Annotated in this window: 24 protein-coding genes; 11 read left to right on the forward strand and 13 right to left on the reverse strand. The window is 71.8% G+C overall.

From position 1 onward, the window contains the following. Nucleotides 1-6 precede the first annotated feature (6 nt). A complete protein-coding gene (locus ACLVWQ_RS29200; protein ID WP_414112199.1) occupies nucleotides 7-1,182 on the reverse strand; it encodes an ATP-grasp domain-containing protein in 1,176 nt (391 codons plus the stop codon). Nucleotides 1,183-1,383: 201 nt separating this feature from the next. Next, the gene (locus tag ACLVWQ_RS29205) at nucleotides 1,384-1,527 is read right to left on the reverse strand and encodes a hypothetical protein (protein ID WP_414112200.1); all 144 of its coding nucleotides are present in this window, start codon (nucleotides 1,525-1,527) and stop codon (nucleotides 1,384-1,386) included. A 147-nt stretch (nucleotides 1,528-1,674) separates the two neighbouring features. On the opposite strand from ACLVWQ_RS29205, the gene ACLVWQ_RS29210 reads away from it, so the two are divergent. Both ACLVWQ_RS29210 and ACLVWQ_RS29215 read left to right on the forward strand, forming a co-directional pair. Continuing rightward, the gene (locus tag ACLVWQ_RS29210) at nucleotides 1,675-2,580 is read left to right on the forward strand and encodes a metallophosphoesterase family protein (protein ID WP_414112201.1); all 906 of its coding nucleotides are present in this window, start codon (nucleotides 1,675-1,677) and stop codon (nucleotides 2,578-2,580) included. Then, nucleotides 2,528-3,235 (forward strand): 4'-phosphopantetheinyl transferase family protein, encoded by a 708-nt coding sequence (locus ACLVWQ_RS29215; protein WP_414112202.1) that lies wholly within the window; start codon nucleotides 2,528-2,530, stop codon nucleotides 3,233-3,235. Before ACLVWQ_RS29210 ends, ACLVWQ_RS29215 begins: the two co-directional genes overlap by 53 nt. Before the next feature lie 67 nt (nucleotides 3,236-3,302). Here the strand turns inward: ACLVWQ_RS29215 and ACLVWQ_RS29220 are convergent, their stop codons facing one another. The 4 genes from ACLVWQ_RS29220 to ACLVWQ_RS29235 all read right to left on the reverse strand — a co-directional run bounded on the left by ACLVWQ_RS29220 (nucleotide 3,303) and on the right by ACLVWQ_RS29235 (nucleotide 6,171). Beyond that, entirely contained in the window at nucleotides 3,303-3,530 is a 228-nt protein-coding gene (locus tag ACLVWQ_RS29220; protein WP_414112203.1) for a hypothetical protein, read from the reverse strand. Nucleotides 3,531-3,772: 242 nt separating this feature from the next. After that, complete coding sequence (locus ACLVWQ_RS29225; protein WP_414112204.1) at nucleotides 3,773-4,918, reverse strand: MAB_1171c family putative transporter; 1,146 nt, start codon at nucleotides 4,916-4,918, stop codon at nucleotides 3,773-3,775. Between the two features lie 15 nt (nucleotides 4,919-4,933). Next, nucleotides 4,934-5,479, reverse strand: a complete 546-nt coding sequence (locus tag ACLVWQ_RS29230; RefSeq protein ID WP_414112282.1) for a toxin-antitoxin system, toxin component — start codon at nucleotides 5,477-5,479, stop codon at nucleotides 4,934-4,936. 32 nt (nucleotides 5,480-5,511) lie between these two features. Further along, on the reverse strand, nucleotides 5,512-6,171 hold the full coding sequence (locus ACLVWQ_RS29235) for a helix-turn-helix domain-containing protein (protein WP_414112205.1): 660 nt from the start codon (nucleotides 6,169-6,171) through the stop codon (nucleotides 5,512-5,514). Between the two features lie 279 nt (nucleotides 6,172-6,450). Between ACLVWQ_RS29235 and ACLVWQ_RS29240 the strand changes: the two genes are divergently transcribed. Next, on the forward strand, nucleotides 6,451-7,128 hold the full coding sequence (locus ACLVWQ_RS29240) for a hypothetical protein (protein WP_414112206.1): 678 nt from the start codon (nucleotides 6,451-6,453) through the stop codon (nucleotides 7,126-7,128). Nucleotides 7,129-7,183: 55 nt separating this feature from the next. On the opposite strand, the gene ACLVWQ_RS29245 is transcribed toward ACLVWQ_RS29240, so the two are convergent. From ACLVWQ_RS29245 to ACLVWQ_RS29260, 4 genes are read right to left on the reverse strand one after another with little or no spacing between them, the layout of a single operon-like run. Further along, on the reverse strand, nucleotides 7,184-8,005 hold the full coding sequence (locus ACLVWQ_RS29245; protein WP_414112207.1) for an ABC transporter ATP-binding protein: 822 nt from the start codon (nucleotides 8,003-8,005) through the stop codon (nucleotides 7,184-7,186). A 20-nt stretch (nucleotides 8,006-8,025) separates the two neighbouring features. Next, nucleotides 8,026-8,805, reverse strand: a complete 780-nt coding sequence (locus ACLVWQ_RS29250) for an ABC transporter permease (protein ID WP_414112283.1) — start codon at nucleotides 8,803-8,805, stop codon at nucleotides 8,026-8,028. Between the two features lie 20 nt (nucleotides 8,806-8,825). Then, nucleotides 8,826-9,599, reverse strand: coding sequence for an ABC transporter permease (locus ACLVWQ_RS29255; protein ID WP_414112208.1), 774 nt, complete (start codon nucleotides 9,597-9,599; stop codon nucleotides 8,826-8,828). After that, a complete protein-coding gene (locus ACLVWQ_RS29260; protein ID WP_414112209.1) occupies nucleotides 9,596-10,573 on the reverse strand; it encodes an ABC transporter substrate-binding protein in 978 nt (325 codons plus the stop codon). Before ACLVWQ_RS29260 ends, ACLVWQ_RS29255 begins: the two co-directional genes overlap by 4 nt. Nucleotides 10,574-10,757: 184 nt before the next feature. On the opposite strand from ACLVWQ_RS29260, the gene ACLVWQ_RS29265 reads away from it, so the two are divergent. Further along, complete coding sequence (locus ACLVWQ_RS29265; protein ID WP_414112210.1) at nucleotides 10,758-11,573, forward strand: IclR family transcriptional regulator C-terminal domain-containing protein; 816 nt, start codon at nucleotides 10,758-10,760, stop codon at nucleotides 11,571-11,573. On the opposite strand, the gene ACLVWQ_RS29270 is transcribed toward ACLVWQ_RS29265, so the two are convergent. Genes ACLVWQ_RS29270 through ACLVWQ_RS29280 form a run of 3 tightly spaced genes read right to left on the reverse strand, consistent with a single transcriptional unit; the run spans nucleotide 11,524 to nucleotide 13,759 of the window. After that, nucleotides 11,524-12,516 (reverse strand): PDR/VanB family oxidoreductase, encoded by a 993-nt coding sequence (locus tag ACLVWQ_RS29270; RefSeq protein WP_414112211.1) that lies wholly within the window; start codon nucleotides 12,514-12,516, stop codon nucleotides 11,524-11,526. The two genes, ACLVWQ_RS29265 and ACLVWQ_RS29270, sit on opposite strands and share 50 nt — an antisense overlap. Beyond that, complete coding sequence (locus tag ACLVWQ_RS29275; protein WP_414112212.1) at nucleotides 12,513-12,698, reverse strand: hypothetical protein; 186 nt, start codon at nucleotides 12,696-12,698, stop codon at nucleotides 12,513-12,515. Before ACLVWQ_RS29275 ends, ACLVWQ_RS29270 begins: the two co-directional genes overlap by 4 nt. Then, nucleotides 12,695-13,759: a Rieske 2Fe-2S domain-containing protein gene (locus ACLVWQ_RS29280; protein WP_414112213.1), complete on the reverse strand. Its 1,065-nt coding sequence runs from the start codon at nucleotides 13,757-13,759 to the stop codon at nucleotides 12,695-12,697. Before ACLVWQ_RS29280 ends, ACLVWQ_RS29275 begins: the two co-directional genes overlap by 4 nt. A 327-nt stretch (nucleotides 13,760-14,086) precedes the next feature. On the opposite strand from ACLVWQ_RS29280, the gene ACLVWQ_RS29285 reads away from it, so the two are divergent. The 7 genes from ACLVWQ_RS29285 to deoC all read left to right on the forward strand — a co-directional run bounded on the left by ACLVWQ_RS29285 (nucleotide 14,087) and on the right by deoC (nucleotide 22,284). Next, nucleotides 14,087-15,082: a substrate-binding domain-containing protein gene (locus ACLVWQ_RS29285; RefSeq protein WP_414112214.1), complete on the forward strand. Its 996-nt coding sequence runs from the start codon at nucleotides 14,087-14,089 to the stop codon at nucleotides 15,080-15,082. Between the two features lie 74 nt (nucleotides 15,083-15,156). Next, nucleotides 15,157-16,206 (forward strand): galactitol-1-phosphate 5-dehydrogenase, encoded by a 1,050-nt coding sequence (locus ACLVWQ_RS29290; RefSeq protein ID WP_414112215.1) that lies wholly within the window; start codon nucleotides 15,157-15,159, stop codon nucleotides 16,204-16,206. Beyond that, entirely contained in the window at nucleotides 16,203-17,714 is a 1,512-nt protein-coding gene (locus tag ACLVWQ_RS29295) for an FGGY-family carbohydrate kinase (RefSeq protein ID WP_414112216.1), read from the forward strand. Before ACLVWQ_RS29290 ends, ACLVWQ_RS29295 begins: the two co-directional genes overlap by 4 nt. 26 nt (nucleotides 17,715-17,740) lie before the next feature. Further along, a complete protein-coding gene (locus tag ACLVWQ_RS29300) occupies nucleotides 17,741-18,703 on the forward strand; it encodes a sugar-binding transcriptional regulator (protein ID WP_414112217.1) in 963 nt (320 codons plus the stop codon). A 26-nt stretch (nucleotides 18,704-18,729) separates the two neighbouring features. Next, a complete protein-coding gene (locus ACLVWQ_RS29305; RefSeq protein WP_414112218.1) occupies nucleotides 18,730-20,301 on the forward strand; it encodes a sugar ABC transporter ATP-binding protein in 1,572 nt (523 codons plus the stop codon). Continuing rightward, on the forward strand, nucleotides 20,298-21,317 hold the full coding sequence (locus ACLVWQ_RS29310; RefSeq protein WP_414112219.1) for an ABC transporter permease: 1,020 nt from the start codon (nucleotides 20,298-20,300) through the stop codon (nucleotides 21,315-21,317). Before ACLVWQ_RS29305 ends, ACLVWQ_RS29310 begins: the two co-directional genes overlap by 4 nt. Beyond that, entirely contained in the window at nucleotides 21,310-22,284 is a 975-nt protein-coding gene (gene deoC / locus ACLVWQ_RS29315) for a deoxyribose-phosphate aldolase (protein ID WP_414112220.1), read from the forward strand. Before ACLVWQ_RS29310 ends, deoC begins: the two co-directional genes overlap by 8 nt. Nucleotides 22,285-22,298: the final 14 nt, after the last annotated feature.

A 22,298-nucleotide genomic window follows, 5' to 3' on the forward strand; every position in this document is an offset into this window, starting at 1 on the left:
ACCGGGTCAGACGGTCAGCGGGCGGTCCGAACCCTGGGCCGCCTGCGCCGCACGGCTCTTGCGGGGCGGCGCCTCGGCCGTCCGGGTGTCCGCCGCGTCCGGCGCCGCCACGGTGGCGGGCAGGTCGAGGTGGTCCTCGCGCTGCCGCTCGGGCACCGACACGGGACGCACCGCGCGCGGCCCGGAGACCACCGCGTAGTCCTGGCCGAGGAACGGCGGGACGAGCTCACCGGGCTCCTCGCCGAGCGCGAGGCGCACGGCGGCCCACGGAGCGTTGATCCCGCACTGCGAGAGCTGGTGCAGACCGCCCGCCGGGCGCGTGTTGACGTCCATGAGGACCGGCTCGTCACCGAGATTGCGGAACTGGATGTTCGTCAGGTAGTGCAGCCCGAACGACTCCGCGAGGAGCCGCGCCGGCTCGATCCACGCGGGATCCAGCGTGAAGCCGCGACGCCGCCCGTTCTTCGTCCGGCCCACCGCCATCCGGACCCGCCCGTCCGGACCCGTGAGGCAGTCCACGGACACCTCCGGCTCCTCCAGACGCGGCATGACCAGCCAGTCCACGGGCTCGTCGGCCTCCCGCAGCGCCTGGACGACCAGGTCCAGCGGCATGTACGGGCTCGGGAAGCCGTTCAGGTGCATCAGTGAGAAGGGGGTGCGCGTGATGATGCGGAAACCGACGCCGCCCGCCCCGGAGGCCGGCTTGAAGCACGCCCGGTGACCGGCCGCCTCCAGCTCGTCGACCGCCGCGATCAGCTCGTCCGCGGTACGGACCCGCCACCACGGCGGAACCGGCACGCCGAGCTTCTTGACCGCCTCGTAGGCGACGACCTTGTCCTGGAAGGTGTGCACGGCCTCGGCGGGCGGCGCGAGCAGCGCGGTGCCGACCGCGGCGAACTCCTCGCGGTGCTCGGCGAGGGCCGCCTGGTGCAGGACGGGCACGAACACGTCGATCGAGTACCGGGCGCACTGGTCGAGCGCGTACTCGACGTAGGCGGCCGGGGACAGGCCCTCCGGCTCCATCGCGGCGAAGTCCGCGGCGGCCAGGATGGGGGAGTCGGGGTCACCATGGGTGGCGTGGATCTCGACCGCGCGGCCACACGGATTTCGCCGAAGCTGATCCATGAAGAACACGTTCTCCGCGTACGTGCGGTTGAGCCAGACGCGTACGCGAGAGACCATGCAGGCCGCCTTTCAGGTTCGCGGGCGCGGCGAAGCAGGCCGTGCCCGGCCAAGAGTTGAGTGGGTACACAAAACCGCCGTTCGAAAACGGGAGTTCGTGGGCGGTTGTGTAGGGCCGATCATAGGGGGTCCCGAGCAGTGCTGCTGCTACGGGCGTGTTACGGATTGCCCGGACGGGCCCCGCGGGGCTCCCGTGGCAGGTCAGAGCCCCTGTGCCCGGTCCGCCCCGAACGGCTCACCGTACGTCTTGATCACCGTCGGCACCTCGTCGACGGGAACGCCGGGAACGCCACCGCGTCGTTCCGGCGCCCGGCGGACCACGTACACCGTTCGGACGCCACCCATGTGGGTGCGCCGCCCGGCAGCGCGTGGGAAGACCGCCGGGCGGCCCCGGCCGGAGACGCTCTTGTACCGTGGTGCGCGCGTGTGTTCTTGTTGATCCCATCCGGGCGGGCCGAGAGGCGTCCCGGGCCGCGGCAGAGGGGGACGAGGGTGACGACGGCGGACCGTCAGGGCCGGCTGCTGGCCATCAGTGACCTGCACATCGGATACGCCGAGAACCGCGCCCTCGTCGAGCGGATGCGCCCCGAGACCGACGACGACTGGCTCCTGGTGGCCGGTGACGTCGCGGAGACGGTGGCCGACATCCGCTGGGCGCTCGAAACGCTCAGCGCCCGCTTCCGCAAGGTGATCTGGGCACCGGGCAACCACGAGTTGTGGACCCACCCCAAGGACACGGTCACCCTGCGCGGAGTGGCCCGGTACGAGCATCTCGTGGAGCTCTGCCGCGAGCTGGGCGTGATCACTCCGGAGGACCCCTACCCCGTGTGGGAGGGCCCCGGCGGGCCGGTCGCGGTGGCCCCGCTCTTCCTCCTGTACGACTACTCGTTCCTGCCCGCGGGCTGCACGACCAAGGAAGAGGGTCTGGCGTACGCCCACGGGACCGGCATCGTCTGCACCGACGAGCACGTGCTGCACCCCGACCCGTACCCCAGCCGCGAGGCCTGGTGCCGGGCCCGGGTGGCCGAGACCGAGCGCAGGCTCGCCGAGATCCCCGCCGACCTGCCCACGGTGCTCGTCAACCACTACCCGCTGGACCGGCACCCCACCGAGGTCCTGTGGTACCCGGAGTTCGCGATGTGGTGCGGCACCCGGCTCACCGCCGACTGGCACCGCACCTACCGCGTGGCCGCCATGGTCTACGGCCACCTGCACATTCCCCGCACCACCTGGCTGGACGGCGTCCGCTTCGAAGAGGTGTCGGTGGGTTACCCCCGCGAGTGGCGCAAGCGCCCGGAACCCCCGGGCACGCTGCGCCGCATTCTGCCGATGGAGGTCGCACCCGGTGATCGAGGAGCTGCTCCCGGAGTCGGTCGTGGCCGTGGAGGCACACGCTGACGACCACACCGGGGGCACCTGGGCCCCGGCCCCGTACCCCGAGCTGTATCCCGAGGAAGAGGCGCTGATCGCGCGCGCCGTCGAGAAGCGGCGCCGCGAGTTCACCGTGGTACGCGGCTGCGCCAGACGTGCCATGGAGAAGCTCGGCGTACCCCCGCAGGCCGTCCTGCCCGGTGACCGGGGTGCCCCGGGGTGGCCCGCCGGGCTGATCGGCAGCATGACACACTGCGACGGCTACGCGGCCGCCGCACTGGCCAGGGCGGGCGACCTGGCCTCACTGGGCATCGACGCGGAGCCCCACCAGCGGCTGCCCGACGGCGTGCTGGCGGCGGTGGCGCTGCCCGACGAGGACCGGCGGCTGCGCGCCCTCGCCGGGCAGCACCCGGGGACCCACTGGGACCGGCTCCTGTTCAGCGCCAAGGAGTCGGTCTACAAGGCGTGGTTCCCCCTCACCGGGAAGTGGCTCGACTTCGCCGAGGCGGACATCGAGGTCTTCACGGACCCCGGGCACAGCACGTCCGGCGGCCTGCGCGCCACGCTCCTCGTCCCCGGCCCGGTGGTGGACGGCCACCGCGTAGGCCGGTTCGACGGGCGCTGGGCGGTGCGCCGGGGACTCGTGGCGACGTCGGTGACCGTCCCGCACGGGCGAGGCTGACCGCGGAGGTGTCGCCGGTGGTCGTCCGACGGCCCCGGCACGCGGGGGGCCGGCACGTCATCGGCCGTCACACCTTCGGGCACCAGGTGTGCAGCATCCGGAAGAACGCCTCCTCGTTGCCCGCGAGGCCCGCCGCGGCCAGGGCGCGCTCCGCCTCCGCGAGGGCGCCGGGCGGCACGACGGGTGGTCGGCCCGCACCGGGCGGACCGTCCATCGCGGCTCGTACGGTCTGCAACAGCCTCAGATAGGCCTGCACGGCGGTGCGTTCGTGATCGGTCAGTACGGCGGTCGTCATCGGACGGCCCTCCCGGTTCGGCTCGACTCGGTTCTCGCACGGCGAAGGTGCTGGGTCCAGCTTGCCGTCCGCCACTGACAATGCCCCTTCCGTGCGGGTTCGTTCGCCCGGTCAGCGGAGGGGAAACCTCACCGGAACCCCATGTCGGGCAAGGGACCGTCGGGAGGGGGACGCGCCGTGTCGTCGTCCGCGGGTGAACCGTGGCCGGGCGTGCGGTTCCCCGCGCCCCTGCGGGGCGCAGGTCAGCGGAGGTGTCTCACCAGGGGGGACCAGCGCAGGGCCAGGGACATTCCGACGAGGTCGCGTGGGCCCTCGGCGGCCGGCGGGTCCGGCCAGGCGCCCGGCGTGCCCTGCGGGTCGGCGGTCCTGGCCCGCACGGCCGCCGCCACCATCGCCGCGTCGGCCTCCGCCTGCGCCCGGACGGGGCCGGAGCCCGCGGCGAGCGCCGCGTCACGGGCCCGCGCCCGCACCTCGGCGTCGAAGTACGGAGAGAGGCTGAGCAGCCCGTCGTGGATGTCCGACTCCCGCTGGGTGACCTGCAGTTCGGCGGGGGACCACCACGACATCCGCACCGTGCGGCCGGGGTGCGGCCGGACCGGCTCCAGCTCGCGCCACAGCGGTCCCAGCCTGCGGTACGTCGACCAGGCCGACCAGGTGTCCCCGGCCCGCTGACAGGCCAGCGGAAGACAGAAGCCGACCGCGCTGATCTGCGCCCCGGCCGAGGCGAGCCCCGGGGCCACGTCGGAGCTGAGGTAGTCGAGGTTCCCGCCGTTCCAACGCGCGACCACCGCGGTGAACTTGGCGGTCAGATAGGCGATGTTGCACACGTGTCCGGCGACGATGATCAGCAGCCCGGCCCGCAGCCGGCCGTGCACCTGAAGGGCCCAGCGGCCGCACATCACGTTCATCGCGACCCCCGCCACGGCCAGCGCGCAGAGATAGAGCACGATCATCTCGCGCACGAAGGGCTCATCGGCGTAGTACGTGTCGAAGTCCCGCAGCCGCTCGACCGGTGTGTCGCCGAGAGCGAACAGCACGACGAGGGCCACGACCACCACGCCGTACCCGGTGATCCAGCGCCGCGACATCCGGCGGGTCGACTCGGGCGGCCCTCCGCGCCAGTTGACGATCAGCACCAGACAGGCCGCGCTGAACGCGCTCAGCAGACAGTAGACGAGCGGCGCCGAGACGTTCGGGACGCCGACGAGGTCGTTGACCTCCGCGATGGTCGGCGGCGCCGCGAAGAAGAACACCAGCCCGGTCAGCGCCACCAGCGCGCACACCGACCGCAGCAGCGGATCACGCCAGGAACGCAGCAGCGAGGGGCCCTTGACGGCGAGCACGGCCGCCATGGCCACCGCGGGGACGTAGTAGCCGGACCCGTCCATGCCGAACCGGCGCCCTCAGCCCCGCGGTCCGCGATAGCCCAGTGACGCGTCGAGCCGGCCCGCGAGCCCCTCGCGCCGCCGGGGCCCGCGCGGCGCCGAACCGGCGAACCACCCCCGGCACCTGCTCGCCAGCAGCAGGCCGAAGCTCTCGGCGTCCTTCTCGTCCTCGTCGGCCTGGTCCGACCGGTCGAAGCGGGTACGCGCCGCCACCCGCAGGACGGTCGCCCGCAGATCGGCGTCGTCCGACAGCAGGCGGGCCGCGACGGCCGCGCCCGCCACATGATGACCGCGGTGACCGGCGTCCATGTGCCACAACTCGTGGCCGAGGATCACCAGTTGGTGGTCGGGCGCGGTGCGCTCCTCGACGACCACGAGATCCTGCTCCGCCATGTCGAGCCAGAGCCCGCTCGCGGTGCCCGGCGGGAAAGGGGCCGTACGGAACCGGACCGGCCGGCCGCGCCGCCTGCTCATGGCCCCGCACAGCGCCGAGTACAGGTCCCCGGGTTCGGCCGGGGCCGGGAGCGAGAGCTGGTCGACCAGCTCGCCGCAGAGCCTGCGCATGTCCCTTCCGATGGCCATCGTGGTCCCCCGGATCACGACTCGGGCCGTTTGACGCTCTCCAGGAGCATGTCCAGCCACTCGGCGACCTTGTCCCGGTGCTGGTCGGTCGGCAGCTGAGCGGCCCGCCAGGCGATGCCGCGGACCCCGTGGTCCTGCAGCAGCCGCTCCAGCGGGTCGTCCGCGGTCGCCGGGTCCGCCTGCCGCTCCCGGTCGGCGAGCCGCTGCAACAGGTCCTGCTCGGTGCGCTGGAGGGCGCCGGCGAGCGCCTCGGGGTCCTCCGCGGTGAGGAAACCGGCGTGGACACGGAAGAAGCGCTGGATGGCGTCGCAGTGCTCCATCGTCGGGCGCCGGTCGCCGTTGATGAGCGCGCCCGCCTGCTGACGCGACATGCCCGCGCCGTCGGCTATCTCCTGCTGGGTGTACCGGCGGCCGTTGGGCTTCAGCCGGGTCCGCCGCAACAGGTCGAGGCGTTGCAGGAAACGGGCCTGGAGGTCGGCCTCGCCCGCGGGCCGCCCGTTCAGCAGGGACCGGACCACGGTCTCCGGGACGCCCGACGCGACGGACAGCCGGCGGATGTCGAAGACCTCGCTGTGCGGTGCGCCCAGCCGGTCGGCCAGACCGGCCACCCGGCCCACGACGGCCGGCAGCAGACCCGTGGCCGTGGCGCCCGGAACCTCGAAGCCATCCGTCACCGACAGTTCTCCTACGTCTCAATCGACCGACCGCTGTGGGGAAGCCGCATCCCTCGAACGTGAAGCCCGTGTGTGGGGACCGGCGTAGTGCAGCGTGAACTGCCCGAAGACCGGAGAGTAGCCCTTCGGCCGAACCCACATCCAGGTCTCGCCACAACTGTGGCGGGAATCGGCCGCCAACGGACGTCAAATGCCACGATAGTTGACACCGATCGGGCCGGGGTAGCAGGATCACGACGCCGCGTGAAGGCCGCATAGGCAAGAGGGGTGGACCTCCCGATGGCGTACCAGGCAGGAGGGCCCCGGCCGCAGCCGCGCCCTGTCCCCGAGAGTCTTGAGGCCCAGGCGTATCTCCAGGACTACGCAGCACTCCTGGACGCCGTTCCCTTTCCGTCCGTCGTCGTCGACCACCGCTGGGACGTCGTTCTCGCCAACGGTGCGTTCGAGACACTTTTCCGCGGGGTCGGCCCGCACCCCACCGCGATGCCCGGCGACAACTTCCTGCGGTTCGTGCTGTTCCATCCGGACGCGGCCACGGTCCTCGCCGAGCACGAGTCCAGCTGGTGTCTGCCGATGCTGGCCCATTTCGCCGCCGCCGTGGAGCGGCACGGCCACGACCACGGGCTCCAGTCGATCCTGCGGGACATCGCCCAGGACCCGATCATGGACGCCGCCTACCGGCACGGTCTGCCGCACTGGATCCGCTCGGTGGGCTCGCACGCCGTCGAGCACGACGGCGCGGTGCGGCCGCTGCTGCACCCGGATCCGCGGTGGGGGAGCACCTGCCGGATCATCGGCGAGACCCCCAAGACCCTGCACGACATGGGGTACACGCGGCTGACGCTGGTCCTGCGCGAGGCCCGCCGCCCGACCCCCGCCACGCGCCGGGCGAGCCGGGCCGGCCGCCCGCGCCGCACGTCCAGCCACCTCAGCGTGGTCCCGGCCGCCGACGCCTGACGGCTGCCGCCGGCCGAGCCACGTGGGTTCCTCGGCGCGGGCCCCGGCTCCATGCTCAGCGCGGCGGCCGCTTGTCCTGCTCGGGGCCTGGCACCGGGTGGTCGGCGGGAGCGCCGCGTTTCGCCGCCTGGATCTGCTCGTACACATGGGTGCGCAGTTCGGCGAAGCGCGGTGCCACCCGGGTGTGCAACTGGTCCCGGTCGGCCGGGAGATCGATCTTCAGCTGCTCCCGCACGACGGTCGGGGACGAGGAGAGGATCAGCACCCGCTCGCCGAGGTAGACGGCCTCGTCGATGTCGTGCGTCACGAAGAGGATCGTGATGCCCCGCTGCCGCCACAGCCCCCGGACCAGATCCTCCAGATCGGCCCGCGTCTGGGCGTCCACCGCCGCGAACGGCTCGTCCATGAGCAGCACCCGGGGCTCGTACGCCAGGGCGCGGGCGATGGCCACCCGCTGCTGCATGCCGCCCGACAGCTGCCACGGGTACGCTCCGGCGGCGTCCGCGAGCCCGACGGACTCCAGGGCGTCCGCGACCAGCTCACGCCGTCGCGCGGCGCTCAGCTTCTTCTGCCGCAGCGGCAGTTCCACGTTCTCGCCCACCCGCTTCCAGGGGAACAGGCTGCGCCCGTACTCCTGGAAGACGACAGCCATGTCCGGTGGCGGCCCGGTCACCCGGCGGCCCTCCACCAGCACCTCGCCTGCCGTGGGCGTGAGCAGCCCGCCCACGCACTTCAGCAGGGTCGTCTTGCCGCAGCCCGAGGGCCCGACCAGACAGACCAGTTCACCGGCGTCCACCGTGAACGTGAGGTCGCGCACCGCCTCCACCCGCCGGCCCGACCCCTCGTAGACCTTCTTGAGGCCGCTTACGTCGAGCATGGACCGCCCTTTCACGAGGTTCACGACGACCGCCGGGAGGCGTCGCGCAGACCGTGGTACCAGCCGAGCGCGCGCTGCTCGACCAGCCGGAAGACGACCGACAGGACGAACCCGAGCAGACCGAGAAGAAGGATGCCGGTCCACATGTCGGGAATGGCGAAGCCGCGCTGGAACTGCACGATGGTGAAGCCGAGCCCGTTGCTGGCGGCGAACATCTCGCTGATGACCATCAGGATGATGCCGATCGACAGCGCCTGCCGCAGCCCCGCGAAGATCTGCGGGCTCGCCGAGGGCAGCACCAGGTGCCGCAGGCGGGCGGCGCCCGTGACGCCGTAGGAGCGGGCCGTCTCGGTCATCACGGAGTCGACGGCCCGTACGCCCTCGACGGTGTTGAGCAGGACCGGCCAGACGCAGCCGCTCGCGATCACCGCGATCTTCATCGTGTCGCCGATGCCCGCGAACAGCATGATGACCGGGACGAGCACGGGCGGCGGCACCGCGCGCAGGAACTCCAGGACCGGTTCGCACACGGCCCGCACCCGGCGGTACGAGCCGATCACCGTGCCCAGCGCCACGCCCACGACGGCCGCGCACGCGTAACCGGACGTCAGCCGCACCATGCTGGGCAGTACGTCCGCACGCAGCCGCTCCCCGGTCCACACGTCGGGGAACGTGCGGAGGATGGTGCGCAGCGGCGGCCAGTAGACGTCCGTGCTGTCGTCCGACGCGAACCACCACACCGCGACGAGCACGGCGGGCAGCGCGACGACGAAGGCCGACCGCAGCAGGACACCCCGCACACCGCGCGTCACCCCGGCCCTCACACCGTCACCTCCCCGCGCACGGACTGGTGCCAGGCGAGGGCCCGCCGCTCGATCGTCCGCGCGCCCACGTTGATGAGCAGCCCGAGCAGCCCGGTGACCACCACGAGGGCGTACATCTCCGGTACCGCCTGCGAGGTCTGCGCGACGGCGATCCGCGCGCCCAGCCCCGGCGCCCCGATGACGAGTTCGGCGGTCACGGCGAGGATCAGGGCCACCGCGGCGGCCAGCCTGACCCCCGTCATCACGTACGGGAGCGCCGTGGGCCACAGCACATGACGGATCCGCGCCCAGGTGCCGAGGCCGTAGGAGCGGGCGGTCTCCTCGGCGACCGGGTCGACGTCCTGGACGCCGTACATGACCTGCACGAGGACCTGCCAGAACGACGCGTAGACGACCAGGAGCAGGACCGAGCGCAGTTCCGTGCCGTACAGGAGCACGGCCAGCGGGATCAGCGCGACCGACGGGATCGGGCGCAGGAACTCGATCGTCGAGATGGTCGCCTCGCGCAGGTGGGGGGTGACCGAGATCAGGACGCCCGCGACGATGCCCGCGCTCACGGCGATCGCGAGCCCGATCGCCCAGCCGGTGAGCGTGTCCCCCAGAGCGGTCCAGAACGCGTCGTCGGCGAGTTCCGTCGCGAGCGCGTCGGCGATGCGGCTGGTGGGCGGGAAGTACTTCTCGTCGACCAGCCCGAGCCGCGGCACCGCCTCGCCGAGGGCGAGGAAGGCCGCGAGCCCGGCCGCGCCGAGGAGGGCGTTGGTCGCCCTCACGGAAGCAGCTTGTCCAGGTCCGGCGCCTTGTCGAACAGGCCGTCCTGCACGCCCAGTTCGGACAACCGCTCGATGGAGGCGCGGTCCGGCTCCGCGGGCCACCTGGGCAGGGTGAGCGACTTCACCAGGGGTGCGGGGATCTTCGTGTACGTGGTGATGATGTCGCGGACCTCGGCCGGATGGCTGTCGGCGTACTTCAGGGACTCGGCGGTCGCCTCCTGGAACTTCTTCACCATCTCCGGGTTCTTCTGCGCGTACTGCTGGGAGGTGAAGTACATGGCCACGGTGAGGTCGGGCGACACGTCGTAGAAGAGCGACGCGATGGAGGTGCCGCCCTGGGCCTTGATGCTCGCGAGCGCGGGCTCCACGACGCAGGCCGCGTCCACCCGGCCGCCTTCGAGGGCGGCCGGCATCTGGTCGAAGGGCATCTCCACGAACTCGACCCGGGACGGGTCGCCGCCGTCCTTGCGGACCGACTCCCTGGTCGAGGTGTCACAGATGTTGTTGAGCGTGTTGGCGGCGACCTTCTTGCCCTCCACGTCCTTCGCGGACTTCAGGGGGCTGCCCTTCTTCACGGCGAGTTCCGCGAAGTCGGCGCCCTCCTCGCCGGTCGACGCGACGCCGTTCACCACGGCCTTGACCGGCACGTTCTTGGACTGCGCGACCAGCAGGGAGGTCATGTTGCTGAAGCCGAAGTCGAACTGCCCCGAGACCACGCCGGGCACGATCGCCGCCCCGCCCTGTGCGCTCGTCAGCGACAGCCCGATGCCCCGGTCGCGGTAGAAGCCCTGTTTCTGGCCCAGGTACAGGGGCGCGACGTCGATGATGGGGATGACCCCGACCTTGACGGTGGCGGTACCACCGGACGCCTGGTCCGACCCGGAGGAACCCGACCCCGAGTCGTCGGACGAACCGCAGGCCGTCGCGGCGGCGAACACGGCGCCGGTCACGAGGCCGATGAGCAGACGACGCATGACTCCCCCTACTGGGACAGTTCTTCGACAGGCTGTGCGCAGGCCGCACAGAAGTGCTCAGCGGGAACGTAGAACCTGGCCGGGGAACAGGTCAATGCCCTTGACGCGCACGGTTGTTGACACTTGCCGAAGGGTGCTCCTAGCGTGCGCAGAGCGCACCCCCGTGCGTCCCGTGGAGGCGACGATGCCTGCTGGAGCCCGCGAACCGCATTTCGTCCGGTCCTTCGAGCGTGGTCTCGCGGTCATCCGCGCCTTCGACGCCGACCATCCGGAGCTCACGCTCAGCGAGGTGGCGCGGGTCAGCGACCTGACCCGCGCGGCGGCCCGCCGCTTCCTGCTGACGCTCTTCGACCTGGGATACGTGGAGACGGACGGCCGGATGTTCCGGCTCACCCCGCGCGTCCTGGAACTCGGTTACTCGTACCTGTCCAGTGTCACCCTGCCGGAGATGGCCGAGCCCCACCTGGAGCAACTCGTCGCACAGATAAGGGAGTCGTCGTCCCTGTGCGTCCTCGACGGCGACGACATCGTGTACGTCGCCCGGGTGCCGACGCACCGCATCATGACCGCGGCGATCACCGTGGGCACCCGCTTCCCGGCCCATGTGACCTCGGTGGGGCGGGTGTTGCTCGCGCAGCTGTCCGACGAGGAGATCGACGCCCGGCTGTCGCGCGCGGACCTGCGGCCCCTGACGCCCCGCACGACGGTCTCGGCCGACCTGCTGCGCACCGAACTGCGCCGGGTACGCCGCCAGGGGTACGCGATCGTCGACCAGGAGCTGGAGGAGGGGCTGCGCTCGGTCGCCGTCCCGGTGCGCGACCGGGACGGCGAGGCGGTGGCGGCGGTCAACATCCCCGTGCACGCCAGCCGCAACTCCGTCGACTCCGTGCGCCGTGACCTGCTGCCCCAGCTGCTGGCCACGGTCGCCCGGATCGAGGCGGACCTGCGGATCACAGGTCGAGCACGAGGCGCCTCCCGCGGCATCGGGACACACAGATGAGCATGGTCTCGCCGGCCGCCCGCTCCGCGTCGTCGAGGATCGAGTCACGGTGGTCCGGGACGCCGTCGAGGACGTCCGTCTCGCAGGTCCCGCAGGTGCCCTCGGTGCAGGAGAACAGCACCTCGACGCCCGCCGCCCGCACGGTGTCGAGCACGGACGTGTCCGCCGGGACGGTGAGCGTGCGGCCCGAGCGCTCCAGGACCACCTCGAACTCCGTGTCCACGGCCGCCTGCTGGACGGCCCTGGGCCGGAAGCGCTCGACGTGCAGGGAGCCCGCCGGCCACCGGGCGCACCGTTGTTCCACCGCGTCCAGCAGGGGACCGGGACCGCAGCAGTAGACGAGCGTGTCCGGCTGCGGTTCGCCGAGTTCCGGGGCGAGGTCGAGCAGCCCGGTCTCGTCCTGCGGGGCGAGGCGCACCCTGTCCCCGTACCGCGTCAACTCCCCGGTGAACGCCATGGAGTCGCGGGTCCGTCCGCCGTACAGCAGGGTCCAGTGCGTACCCGCCGCCTCGGCCGCGGCCAGCATGGGCAGCACGGGCGTGATGCCGATGCCGCCCGCGACGAAGCGGTAGCGGGGCGACGGCAGGAGGGCGAAGTGGTTGCGCGGACCGCGCACCCCGACCGTGTCCCCGGCCGCCAACTGCCCGTGGACGTAGGCCGATCCGCCGCGCCCGTCGGGCTCCCGCAGGACCGCGACGCGCCACGTGTGCCGGTCGGCCGGGTCACCGCACAAGGAGTACTGCCGCTCCAGGCCGGGGCCGAGGACCACGTCGATGTGGGCGCCGGGCTCCCAGGCCGGCAGCTCCTCGCCCAAGGGATGGCGCAGGGTGAGGGCGAGCACGCCGTCGGCTGCTCTGTCGCGCCGGTCGACGACGAGTTCGGCCTCGTACGGGGCGGCCTCGTGCGGTTCGGTCTCGTACGGGTCGGTCTCGTACCCGCTCATGAGCCGGGTCCTCGGAGCGGCCGTCCGTGGGGCGTGTGTCCTTCGGGGTGGCCGAGCATCCACTCCCACATCACGACGGGGTCCTCCGCGGTGTGCTCGGCGCCGCAGTGGCAGGTGCCGTGGAGCACGTCCGTGCCCGGCACCCAGTCGATGCGGTAGACCTCCCCCGTCGGGCTGGTCACTGGACCTTCTCCACGGGCTTGGCGCCCTCCTCGACGAGCCGGGCGAGTATGCGCCGGGCGGCGAGCCCGCCGGTGTCGATGTTGATGCTCAGCTCCTGGTAACCGGTCCGCTCCGTGCCGAGCGTCCGCTGCAGCAGGTTGAGCGCGTCGACGTCCTGCATCACGACGGTGTGGTTGTTGGCCCGCAGGAACTCGGTCACCTCGGCGTCGTCGGTCGCCCAGTCGCGCGAGACCATCCAGAAGTCGTACACCGAGCCGTCGGTGGACGGGGTGATGGCGTACGTGATCTCCGTGTGGAAGCCGTTCGGATCGCTGCCGTCCGGCTCGGGCACGACACCGGCCGGGGCGATCCGGCTGTGCAGCAGGTACAGACACGGCGCGTGGTACTCGATGTCCTGCCAGCGGGTGATCCGTCCGTCGATCCCGGTCGACCTGGCGTAGAACGGCGGGCACTCGGCGTCGTCCATGCGCCGGCTCACCCGTACGACGCCGGCGCCCTCGTCGACCTCGGTGGTGATCGGCGTCTCGGCGACCTCGGGGGTGCCGATGTCACCGCCGTGCAGATACGTCTCGTGGGACAGGTCGAGGAGGTTGTCGACGAGCAGGCCGTAGTCGGCGTCGATCGGCTCCATCCCGCTGACGGTGACCCAGCCGGGGGAGTCGAGATGCCTGGCCCGCGGTATCGCCCCGGGGTCGGCGAGCGCGGGGTCGCCGATCCACACCCAGATCAGGGCGTCCTGCTCGACCACCGGGTAGGCGGCGACCCGGGCGGTGCGCGGGACGCGTTTCTGCCCGGGTACGTACACGCAGGCGCCCGTGGTGTCGTACGTGAAGCCGTGGTAGCCGCAGACGATCCGGTCACCGTCGAGCCCGCTGGCGGAGAGCGGGTAGCGGCGGTGCACACAGCGGTCGTGCAGGGCGACGGGCCGGCCGTCGCCCTCGGTCCGGTAGAGGACGAGCGGCTCCCCGAGAACGGTCCGCCCGAGCAACTCCCGCCCGACCTCGTGGGCGTAGGCGGCGACGTACCACTGGTTCCTGGCGAAGGCGGTGGTGTGCGGCATGGCTGCGGCTCCCGTCATTGGGCGATGGCGACATCGTCCGGAAGGGCGCCACCGGGGCGCAATACCTCTTCCGTCCCACGGAAGGGGCCGCCGGCCGGCCGATCCCGCTGCCCTGGGGCACGGCCTCTTCCCGCTGGTCACGACGTTCCAGGGTCGCGTGTCCGGCTGCCTCGGACGATCGGCGTCGTTGCTGTCGCGGGCGGTGGTTCGTCGTGCGAGGTGATCCCGTGCGGCGCGTGCTCATGAGAGCAAAAAAATCTGCATGTGTTGCCGTGAGGTTAATTCGGGACCTACTGTCCGTCGCCAGGACCACATCAGGAGGCCCATATGCGTACCAAGCGCATCTTCGGGATCTTTATCACGGCATCCACTCTTGTATCGCTCACCGCGTGCTCCGTCTCGACCACCCCGGGCGGCTCGGACAGCAGCGGCAAGAAGGCGGCCTCGGACAGCTTGTCCATCGGATTCAGCCAGGCCACCCAGCAGTCGCCGTTCTACGTGCAGCTGCGCACCGGCGCCGAGCAGGCCGCCGAGAAGGCCGGCGCCAAGCTGAACTTCGCCGACGCGGGCGACGACGTGACGAAGCAGAACAACGACATCCAGGACCTCATCACCCGTGGTGTCGACGTGCTGCTCGTCAACCCCGTCGACCCCAAGGGCGTGAAGGCGGGACTGGCCGCCGCCAAGGCCGCGGGGATCCCGGTCGTCACCGTCGACCGTCCGGTGCCCTCCGGCGCCGTCGCCCACGTCGGACGCGACAACAAGGAGATGGGCCGGCTCGTCGGCGCCGAGGTCGTCAAGGCCCTGGGCGCCGAGGGCGGCAAGGTCATCGAGATCAAGGGGGACGCGGGCGGTGCCGTCGCCCGCGACCGCAGCGCGGGGTTCCACGAGGCCGTGGCCGCCAACAAGAAGATCAAGATCGTGGCGGGACCCTACTGCGACTACATCCGCGCCAAGGCCGTCACCGCCATGCAGGACCTCGTCCAGACCAACCCCGACGTCAAGGCCGTCTACGCGCACAACGACGACATGGCTCTCGGCGCGCTCCAGGTGCTCAAGGAGAACAACCGCACCGACGTCAAGGTCGCCGGTGTCGACGGGCTGATGGAGGCCGTCAAGTCCGTCGCCGCCGACGGCCCCTACATCGCGACCGCGCTCAACGACCCGATCTCGCTCGGCGCCACCGCCGTACGGACCGCGCTGGACGCCCAGCAGGGCAAGAAGGTCTCCGCCGAGGTCGACGCCGGAACCGCCCTGATCGACACCGGCAACGCCGCCACCTACAGCGGCTCCACCACGTTCGCCCTCGCGGACAAGAAGTAACCCCGAACAGCACGCCGCAGGCCGTGACCGGCCCCGTCCCCACCCGAGAGAGCGATACGAAAATGCCGCGAACCATGCGAGCCGCCCTGCTGCACGCCCCGGGCGACATCCGCGTCGAGGAGGTGCCCGTACCGGTGCCCGCGCCCCGGGAGGCGCTCGTCCGTGTCGCCGCATGCGGGGTCTGCGGCTCCGACATACCCAGGATGCTGCGCCCCGGAGGGGCCTACCACCTCCCGCTGATCTGCGGCCACGAATTCTCCGGACACGTGGTGGCGCTGGGCGCGGAGCTCGCGGCGGCGGGCACGGTCAAGGAGGGCGACCTCGTGGCGGTCCCCCCGCTGATTCCCTGCCGCCGCTGCGCCCCCTGCACCCAGGGACACTTCAGCCTCTGCGAGGACTACGACTACTTCGGCAGCCGGCGCGCCGGTGCCTACGCCGAGTACGTGACCGTTCCCGAGGGCAATCTGATGGTGCTGCCCCCCGACCTCGATCCGCGTGCCGCCGCGATGCTCGACCCGGCCGCCATCGCCCTCCACGCCATCTGGCGCACCAAGCTGCGTACCGGTCACCGGGTCGCCGTCGTCGGCGCGGGACCCATCGGCCTGTTCGCCGTCCAGTGGGCCCGGCTCGCCGGCGCTCACGAGGTGCTCTCCATCGACGTCAGCGAGGAGAAGGCCGCGATGGCCCTGGAGGCCGGTGCCACCCACACCGCCACCACCGCCGAGCAGGCCACCGAACTCGCCGGCCAGGGCTACGACGTCATCATCGAGTCCGCCGGCGTGCCGGCCACGGCCGACCAGGCCGTCTCCCTCGCCGCCCGGCACGGGCAGGCCGTCTTCATCGGCATCCCGCACGACCCGGTCGTCCTGCCCAAGGCCACCTTCAGCAACTTCCTCCGCCGCGAGGTCACCCTGCACGGCGCCTGGAACTCCTTCTCCGCACCGTTTCCCGGCGACGAATGGCGCACCGCCGCCCGTGCCATGGGCGACGGCAGCCTCCGCTGGAAGTTCATGATCACCCATGAACTGGGTCTCGACGACGTCTCCGCCACGCTGCACCAGCTCGGCGAACGGTCCATCTTCAGTTCCAAGGTTCTCTTCCTGCCGAACGGAGACCGTCCATGAGCGCGCTCCTCGCCATCGACCTGGGCACCGAGAGCGCCCGGGTGGCCGTGTACAGCGCCGACGGTGCGGAACTCGCGCTGAGCCAGAGCGGCTACGCCACCTCCTTCCCGCACCCCGGCTGGGCCGAGCAGAATCCCGAGGACTGGTGGCGCGCCGTGGTCACGGCCACCCGCGCCGCCCTCACGGAGGCGGGCTCGCCCCCGGTGGCCGGCGTCGCCGTGGCCACCACCGCGTCCACCGTCGCCGTACTGGACGAGGCCGGACGGCCGCTGCGCCCCGCGCTGCTGTGGATGGACAGCCGGGCCAGCGCGGAGTCCGCGCTGACAGCTGTCTCGGACCATCCGGTCCTGCGGTACGCGGGTGGCTCCGACGCGGTCGAGTGGCTCGTGCCGAAGGCCATGTGGCTGGCCCGGCACCAGCCGGACATCTACCGTGCCGCCGGCCACATCGTCGAGGCGGTCGACTACCTCGTCTGGCGCCTCACCGGCGAGTGGACCGGATCGCGGATGAACGCGGTCTGCAAGTGGAACTACGACCCGCGCGGCGGCGGACTCCCCGACGACCTCTACGCGGACCTGGGCGTACCCGACCTCCAGGACAAGCTTCCCAGCCGGATCATCCCGGTCGGCGACCCCGTCGCCCCTGTGCAGCCCCGTGCCCGCGACGAACTCGGTCTCACCGGCGGGGCCGTGGTCAGCGCCGGCGGCATCGACGCCCACTTGTCGCTGCTCGCTGTCGGCGGCGCGCGGACCGGCCGGGTGTCGGTCGTCTGCGGCACCTCCACCGCCTTCGTCACGGAGATCGACGAACCCGTGTTCCCGTCCACCGTCTGGGGCCCCTATCCGGATGCCCTGAACACCGGCCGGTGGCTCGTCGAGGGCGGGCAGGTCACCTCGGGGTCCGTGCTCACCTGGGCCGGCGAACAACTCCTCGGCCGGCCCCGCGCGGAGCTGCCCGGTCTCATCGAGGAGGCCGCGGCACTGCCGCCCGGCGCGCACGGGCTGATGGTCCTCGACTACTTCATGGGCAACCGCACGCCGCTCCGCGACCCCCGGCTGCGCGGCGCCGTCCTCGGGCTGACCCTCGGCAGCCGTCCCGAGGAGGTCTACCGGGCCGCCGTCGAAGGCGTCGCCTACGGCACCCGCCAGGTCCTCGACTCGTTCGTCGACGGCGGCGTACCGGTCGACGAGGTGTTCGTGTCCGGCGGTATCCGGCACAACCCGCTGTGGCTGCGCGCCACCGCGGACGTCCTCGGCCGCCCGCTGCTGCTGGTCGCCGAGGGCAACCTCACCCTGCGGGCCTGCGCGGTCACCGCCGCCACCGGGGCCGGCCAGGCCGCTTCCCTCGCCGAGGCCGCCGCGGGCTTCGCCCCGCGCGTGACGGTCATCGAACCGGACTCTTCCCACCGCGCGGCCTTCGAACAGGGATACGCGGACTACCGGGCCGCGACCGATGCCACGCGCGCGATCGCCCACCGGCTCAGCGCGCCCGACCGCCGACCAGGCTGACCGGGCCGTCGGACAAGGAGGTCCGGATGACCAACATCGAGGACGAGGCCCTGCTCTACCAGGTCGCCTCCCTGTACTACGAACAGAACCGGACGCAGGAACAGATCGGGGAGGAACTCCACTTCACCCGCTGGAAGGTCGGCCGGCTGCTGGCCGAGGCCCGGGAGGCGGGGATCGTACGGATCGAGGTCGTCCACCCCAAGGCCCGGATGCGCGGCCTGGAGGATCGGCTGCGCGACGCCTTCGGGCTGCGCGACGCCGTCGTGGTCGCCGCCGATCGCGCGGACGACGAGCGGCTGCGTGCCCGGGTCGCCGAGGCCGGCGCCGACTACCTCACCCGGCTGAACCCGTCGCCGCGCCAGCTCGGCATCTCCTGGGGCCGCACCCTCGACCTGCTCGCCGCGCGCCTCCATCCCGGCTGGGCGACCGGGGTCCACGTCGTCCAGATCAACGGCGGCCTCAGCCGCTCCCGCACCCCCACCTCCGCCCAGGACATGGCGGGCCGGATCGCCCACCTCGCGCAGGGCACCCTCAGCGTCCTGCCCGTGCCGTCCATCGTGGAGCAGGAGACCACCCGCCGGCTCCTGGAGCAGGACAGCGCGGTCGCCGACGTCCTCGATCAGGCCGCCGCCGCGGACACCGTGCTGTTCAGCCCCGGCGGCATAGGAGCCGACTCGGTGCTGGTCAGCTCCGGCTATCTGACCGCCGACGACCTGGCGTCCCTGGCCGCCGCCGGAGCCGTCGGCGATGTCGCGGGCCGCTTCATCGACGCCCGGGGAGCCATCGTCGACCAGCCGCTCGACGACCGCACCCTGGGGCTCCCGCTGGAACACCTGCGCAACAGCGCCGTCTCCGTGGCCGTCGTCTCGGGCACCGCGAAACACGCCGTCTGCGCCGCCGTGGTCACCAGCGGCCTGTGCAACACCCTCGTCACCGATCAGCACACCGCGTCCCACCTGCTCACCACGCAGCAGCGGGAGGAGACGTGAGCACGGAGAGCCAGAAAGGAGGAGCCATGAGCCCTCACGACACCGAAGCCCGGCCGGCCGGCGGGGACATACCGCGGCTGGTCATGCGCGACATCGTCAAACGCTTCCCCGGCACCCTCGCCAACGACGGTGCCGACCTGGTCGTGCGTCCCGGGGAGGTCCATTGCCTGCTCGGGGAGAACGGCGCGGGCAAGAGCACCCTGATGAAGATCCTGGCCGGCTCCTACCAGCCGGACGCGGGCGAGATTCTCCTCGACGGCGAGCCGGTCACCCTCGCCGGCCCGCAGGCGGGACTGGCCGCCGGCATCTCCGTGATCTACCAGGAACTGGACCTCGTACCGGACCTGACCGTCGCCCAGAACCTGCTGCTCGGCCACGCACCGGCATGGGGCCCCGTCGTACGCCGCAAAGAGCGCGCCGAACTGGCCAGGGCCGCCATCGCCCGGGTCGGCGGCGACTTCTCGGTCCACACTCCCGTCCGCGCGCTGCCCATCGCGGCGCAGCAGCTCACCGCGATCGCCAGGGCGCTGACGGCCGACGCCCGTCTCATCGTCATGGACGAGCCCTCCGCCACCCTCGGCGAGAGCGACCTGCGCACGGTGTTCGAAGTGATCCGCTCCCTCACCGCGCAGGGGCGCTCCGTCATCTACATCTCGCACCGCCTGGACGAGGTCATGGAGATCGGCGACCGCGCCACGGTGATGCGCGACGGCCGCTCGGTCGCCGTCCGGGACCTGGCCACCACGACGGCGGACGAACTGGTCGCCGACATGATCGGTGAGAACCGGGAACTCGTCGGTACCACCGACCGGCCCAGGCCCGACGGCCCGCCCCTCCTGGAGATCCGTTCCGCACGGAGCCCGGGACTGATCGACATCAAGGGCATCGAGGTCCGGGCGGGCGAGATCGTCGGACTCGCGGGGCTCGGCGGCGCCGGGCGCACCACCCTCCTCAAAGCCCTGTTCGCCGACACCCGGGCCACCGTCTCCGTGGCCGTCGACGGCAAAGACCTCCGGCTGAGCAGTCCCGCCGCGGCTGTACGGGCCGGTCTGGCCCTCGTACCGGAGAGCCGCAAGGAACAAGGGTTGATGCTGGACCTGTCCGTCGCACGCAACGCGGCCGTCACCGCGCTGAACCGCCCGCCCTGGCTGTTCCCCCGACGCCTCGGCCGGCGGCTCGCCTCCCCGGTCATCACCGATCTCGGAGTGCGGTGCTCCTCGCCGGACCAGCCGGTCGGCAAGCTCTCCGGCGGCAACCAGCAGAAGGTCGTGCTGGCGAAGTGGATCACCAGGGGCGACATCCGGGTCCTGCTGCTCGACGAACCCACCCGCGGCCTGGACGTGGGGGCCAAGGCCGACCTCTACCGCCAGGTGCGCCACCTCGCCGACCAGGGCGTGGCCGTCCTGCTGGCCAGCAGCGAACTGAGCGAACTGACCGCCAACGCCGACCGCGTCTGGGTCCTGCACGAAGGCCGCAACGTGGCCTGCTTCGACCCCCGCACCACCGACGAGAACACCATCGCGCACACCGTCATCACCGGTGCGGCACCCCCTGGTGCGACATCCACCGGAGCGACACTCCCTGGAGCATCCTCATGAGCACATCCACCACGGTGGCCGACCCGAAATCCGCCTCCGGCGGCAGCGGTCCGGGGTCGCCCTCGCCCCGGTGGCGGGGCGCCGACCTCATCGTCAGGTTCAACCTGGTACTCGTCTTCCTGGCGCTGTGTGTGGTCGCGAGCCTGCTCGCCCCCGAGTTCCTCACCGTCCGCAACATGTCGAACCTGCTGCAGCAGTCCGCGCTCACGGGCATCGTCGCCGTCGGGATGACCCTCGTCATCCTCACCGCCGGGATCGACCTCTCGGTGGGGAGCGTCGCCGCCTTCGGCGGCATGACCGTCGCCCTGCTGATCGACCACGACATCAACTTCGTGCTGGCCATCGTCGTGAGCCTGGCCGCCGGCGCCGCCTTCGGCGCTGTCATGGGCGGACTGTCGGCCTACCTGTCGCTGCCCGCGTTCATGACCACCCTCGCCGGACTCACCGCCATCCGCGGTCTGACCTACCTGCTGACCGACGGCGAGCCGGCCGGGGGCGAGATCCCGCACGCCTTTCAGCTCCTCGGCGGCGGATTCGTCGGGTACGTGCCCATCGTCGGCCTGGTCTTCGTCGCGGTCGCCATCGCTGCCGGACTGCTGCTGCGCGGGACGACGTTCGGCGAGTACATCTACGCCGTGGGCAGCAACAAGGAGGCCGCGCGGCTCTCCGGACTGCCGGTGCGTGGCGTGATCACCGCGGTCTTCGCCATCTCCGGCGCGCTCTCCGCCCTCGCCGGGGTGCTGCTCACCTCACGGCTCACCATCGGTCAGCCCACCGCGTTCAACGGCCTCGAACTGGACGCCATCGCCGCCGTCGTCCTCGGCGGCACCAACCTCTTCGGCGGACGCGGCGGCGTCATGGGCACCTTCGTCGCCGTGCTGCTCCTGTCCGTGCTGCGCAACCTCTGCAACCTGATGGGCCTCGGCTCGTTCTTCCAGATGGTCGTCACCGGACTGATCCTCGTGGTCGCGCTCATCCTCAACATGCTCATAGAGAAGCGAGGTTCCCGTGCCTGACACCGCCGGCCCCGCCCCCCAGGCACCCCCGGCCCCCGCGCACAGCAACGCCGCGCTGCGTGCCCTCCTGGACTCGCTGCCCGGCGTCGACGAGGCGGGCGTGCACGCCCGCGTCGCCGACCTGGCGACCCGCTCGGTGAAGACGACCGCCAAGGCCCACGCCATCGACCTGGCCATCCGCATGGTCGACCTGACGACTCTCGAGGGCGCCGACACCCCCGGCAAGGTACGCGCCCTGTGCACGAAGGCCCTGTTGCCGGACCCCACCGACCGCACGGTTCCGCCGGTGGCCGCCGTCTGCGTCTACCCCGACCTCGTCGGCGTGGCGGTGCGCGCCCTGGAGTCCACGTCCGTGGGCGTCGCTTCCGTCGCCTCCGCCTTTCCCGCGGGACGCGCACCGCTGGAGGTCCGCCTTCTCGACACCCGGTACGCGGTCGCCGACGGCGCCACCGAGATCGACATGGTGATCGACAGGGGAGCCTTCCTCGCCGGGGACTACCGCAAGGTGTACGAGGAGATCGTCGCCGTCAAGGAGGCCTGCGGCCGTTCCGACGGCCCGCCGGCCCATCTGAAGGTCATCCTGGAGACCGGTGAACTGGCCGGGTACGACGCCGTACGCCGTGCGTCCTGGCTGGCGATGCACGCGGGGGCCGACTTCATCAAGACGTCCACCGGCAAGGTCGCGCCCGCCGCGACCCCTGCCGTCACCCTGATCATGCTCCAGGCGGTGCGCGACTTCCGCGCCGCGTCCGGTCGCCAGGTCGGTGTCAAACCCGCCGGCGGCATCCGCACCACCAAGGACGCCCTGCGCAACCTCGTCATGGTGAACGAGACGGCAGGACCCGACTGGCTCGATCCCCACTGGTTCCGCATCGGTGCCTCCAGCCTGCTCAACGATCTGCTGATGCAGCGGTCGAAGCTGACGACCGGCACGTACCCCGGTCCTGACTACTACTCCGCGGACTGAAAGGGATCAAGCGC

Source organism: Streptomyces sp. CWNU-52B, assembly GCF_047444975.1.
In the GTDB taxonomy this organism is placed as follows: domain Bacteria; phylum Actinomycetota; class Actinomycetes; order Streptomycetales; family Streptomycetaceae; genus Streptomyces.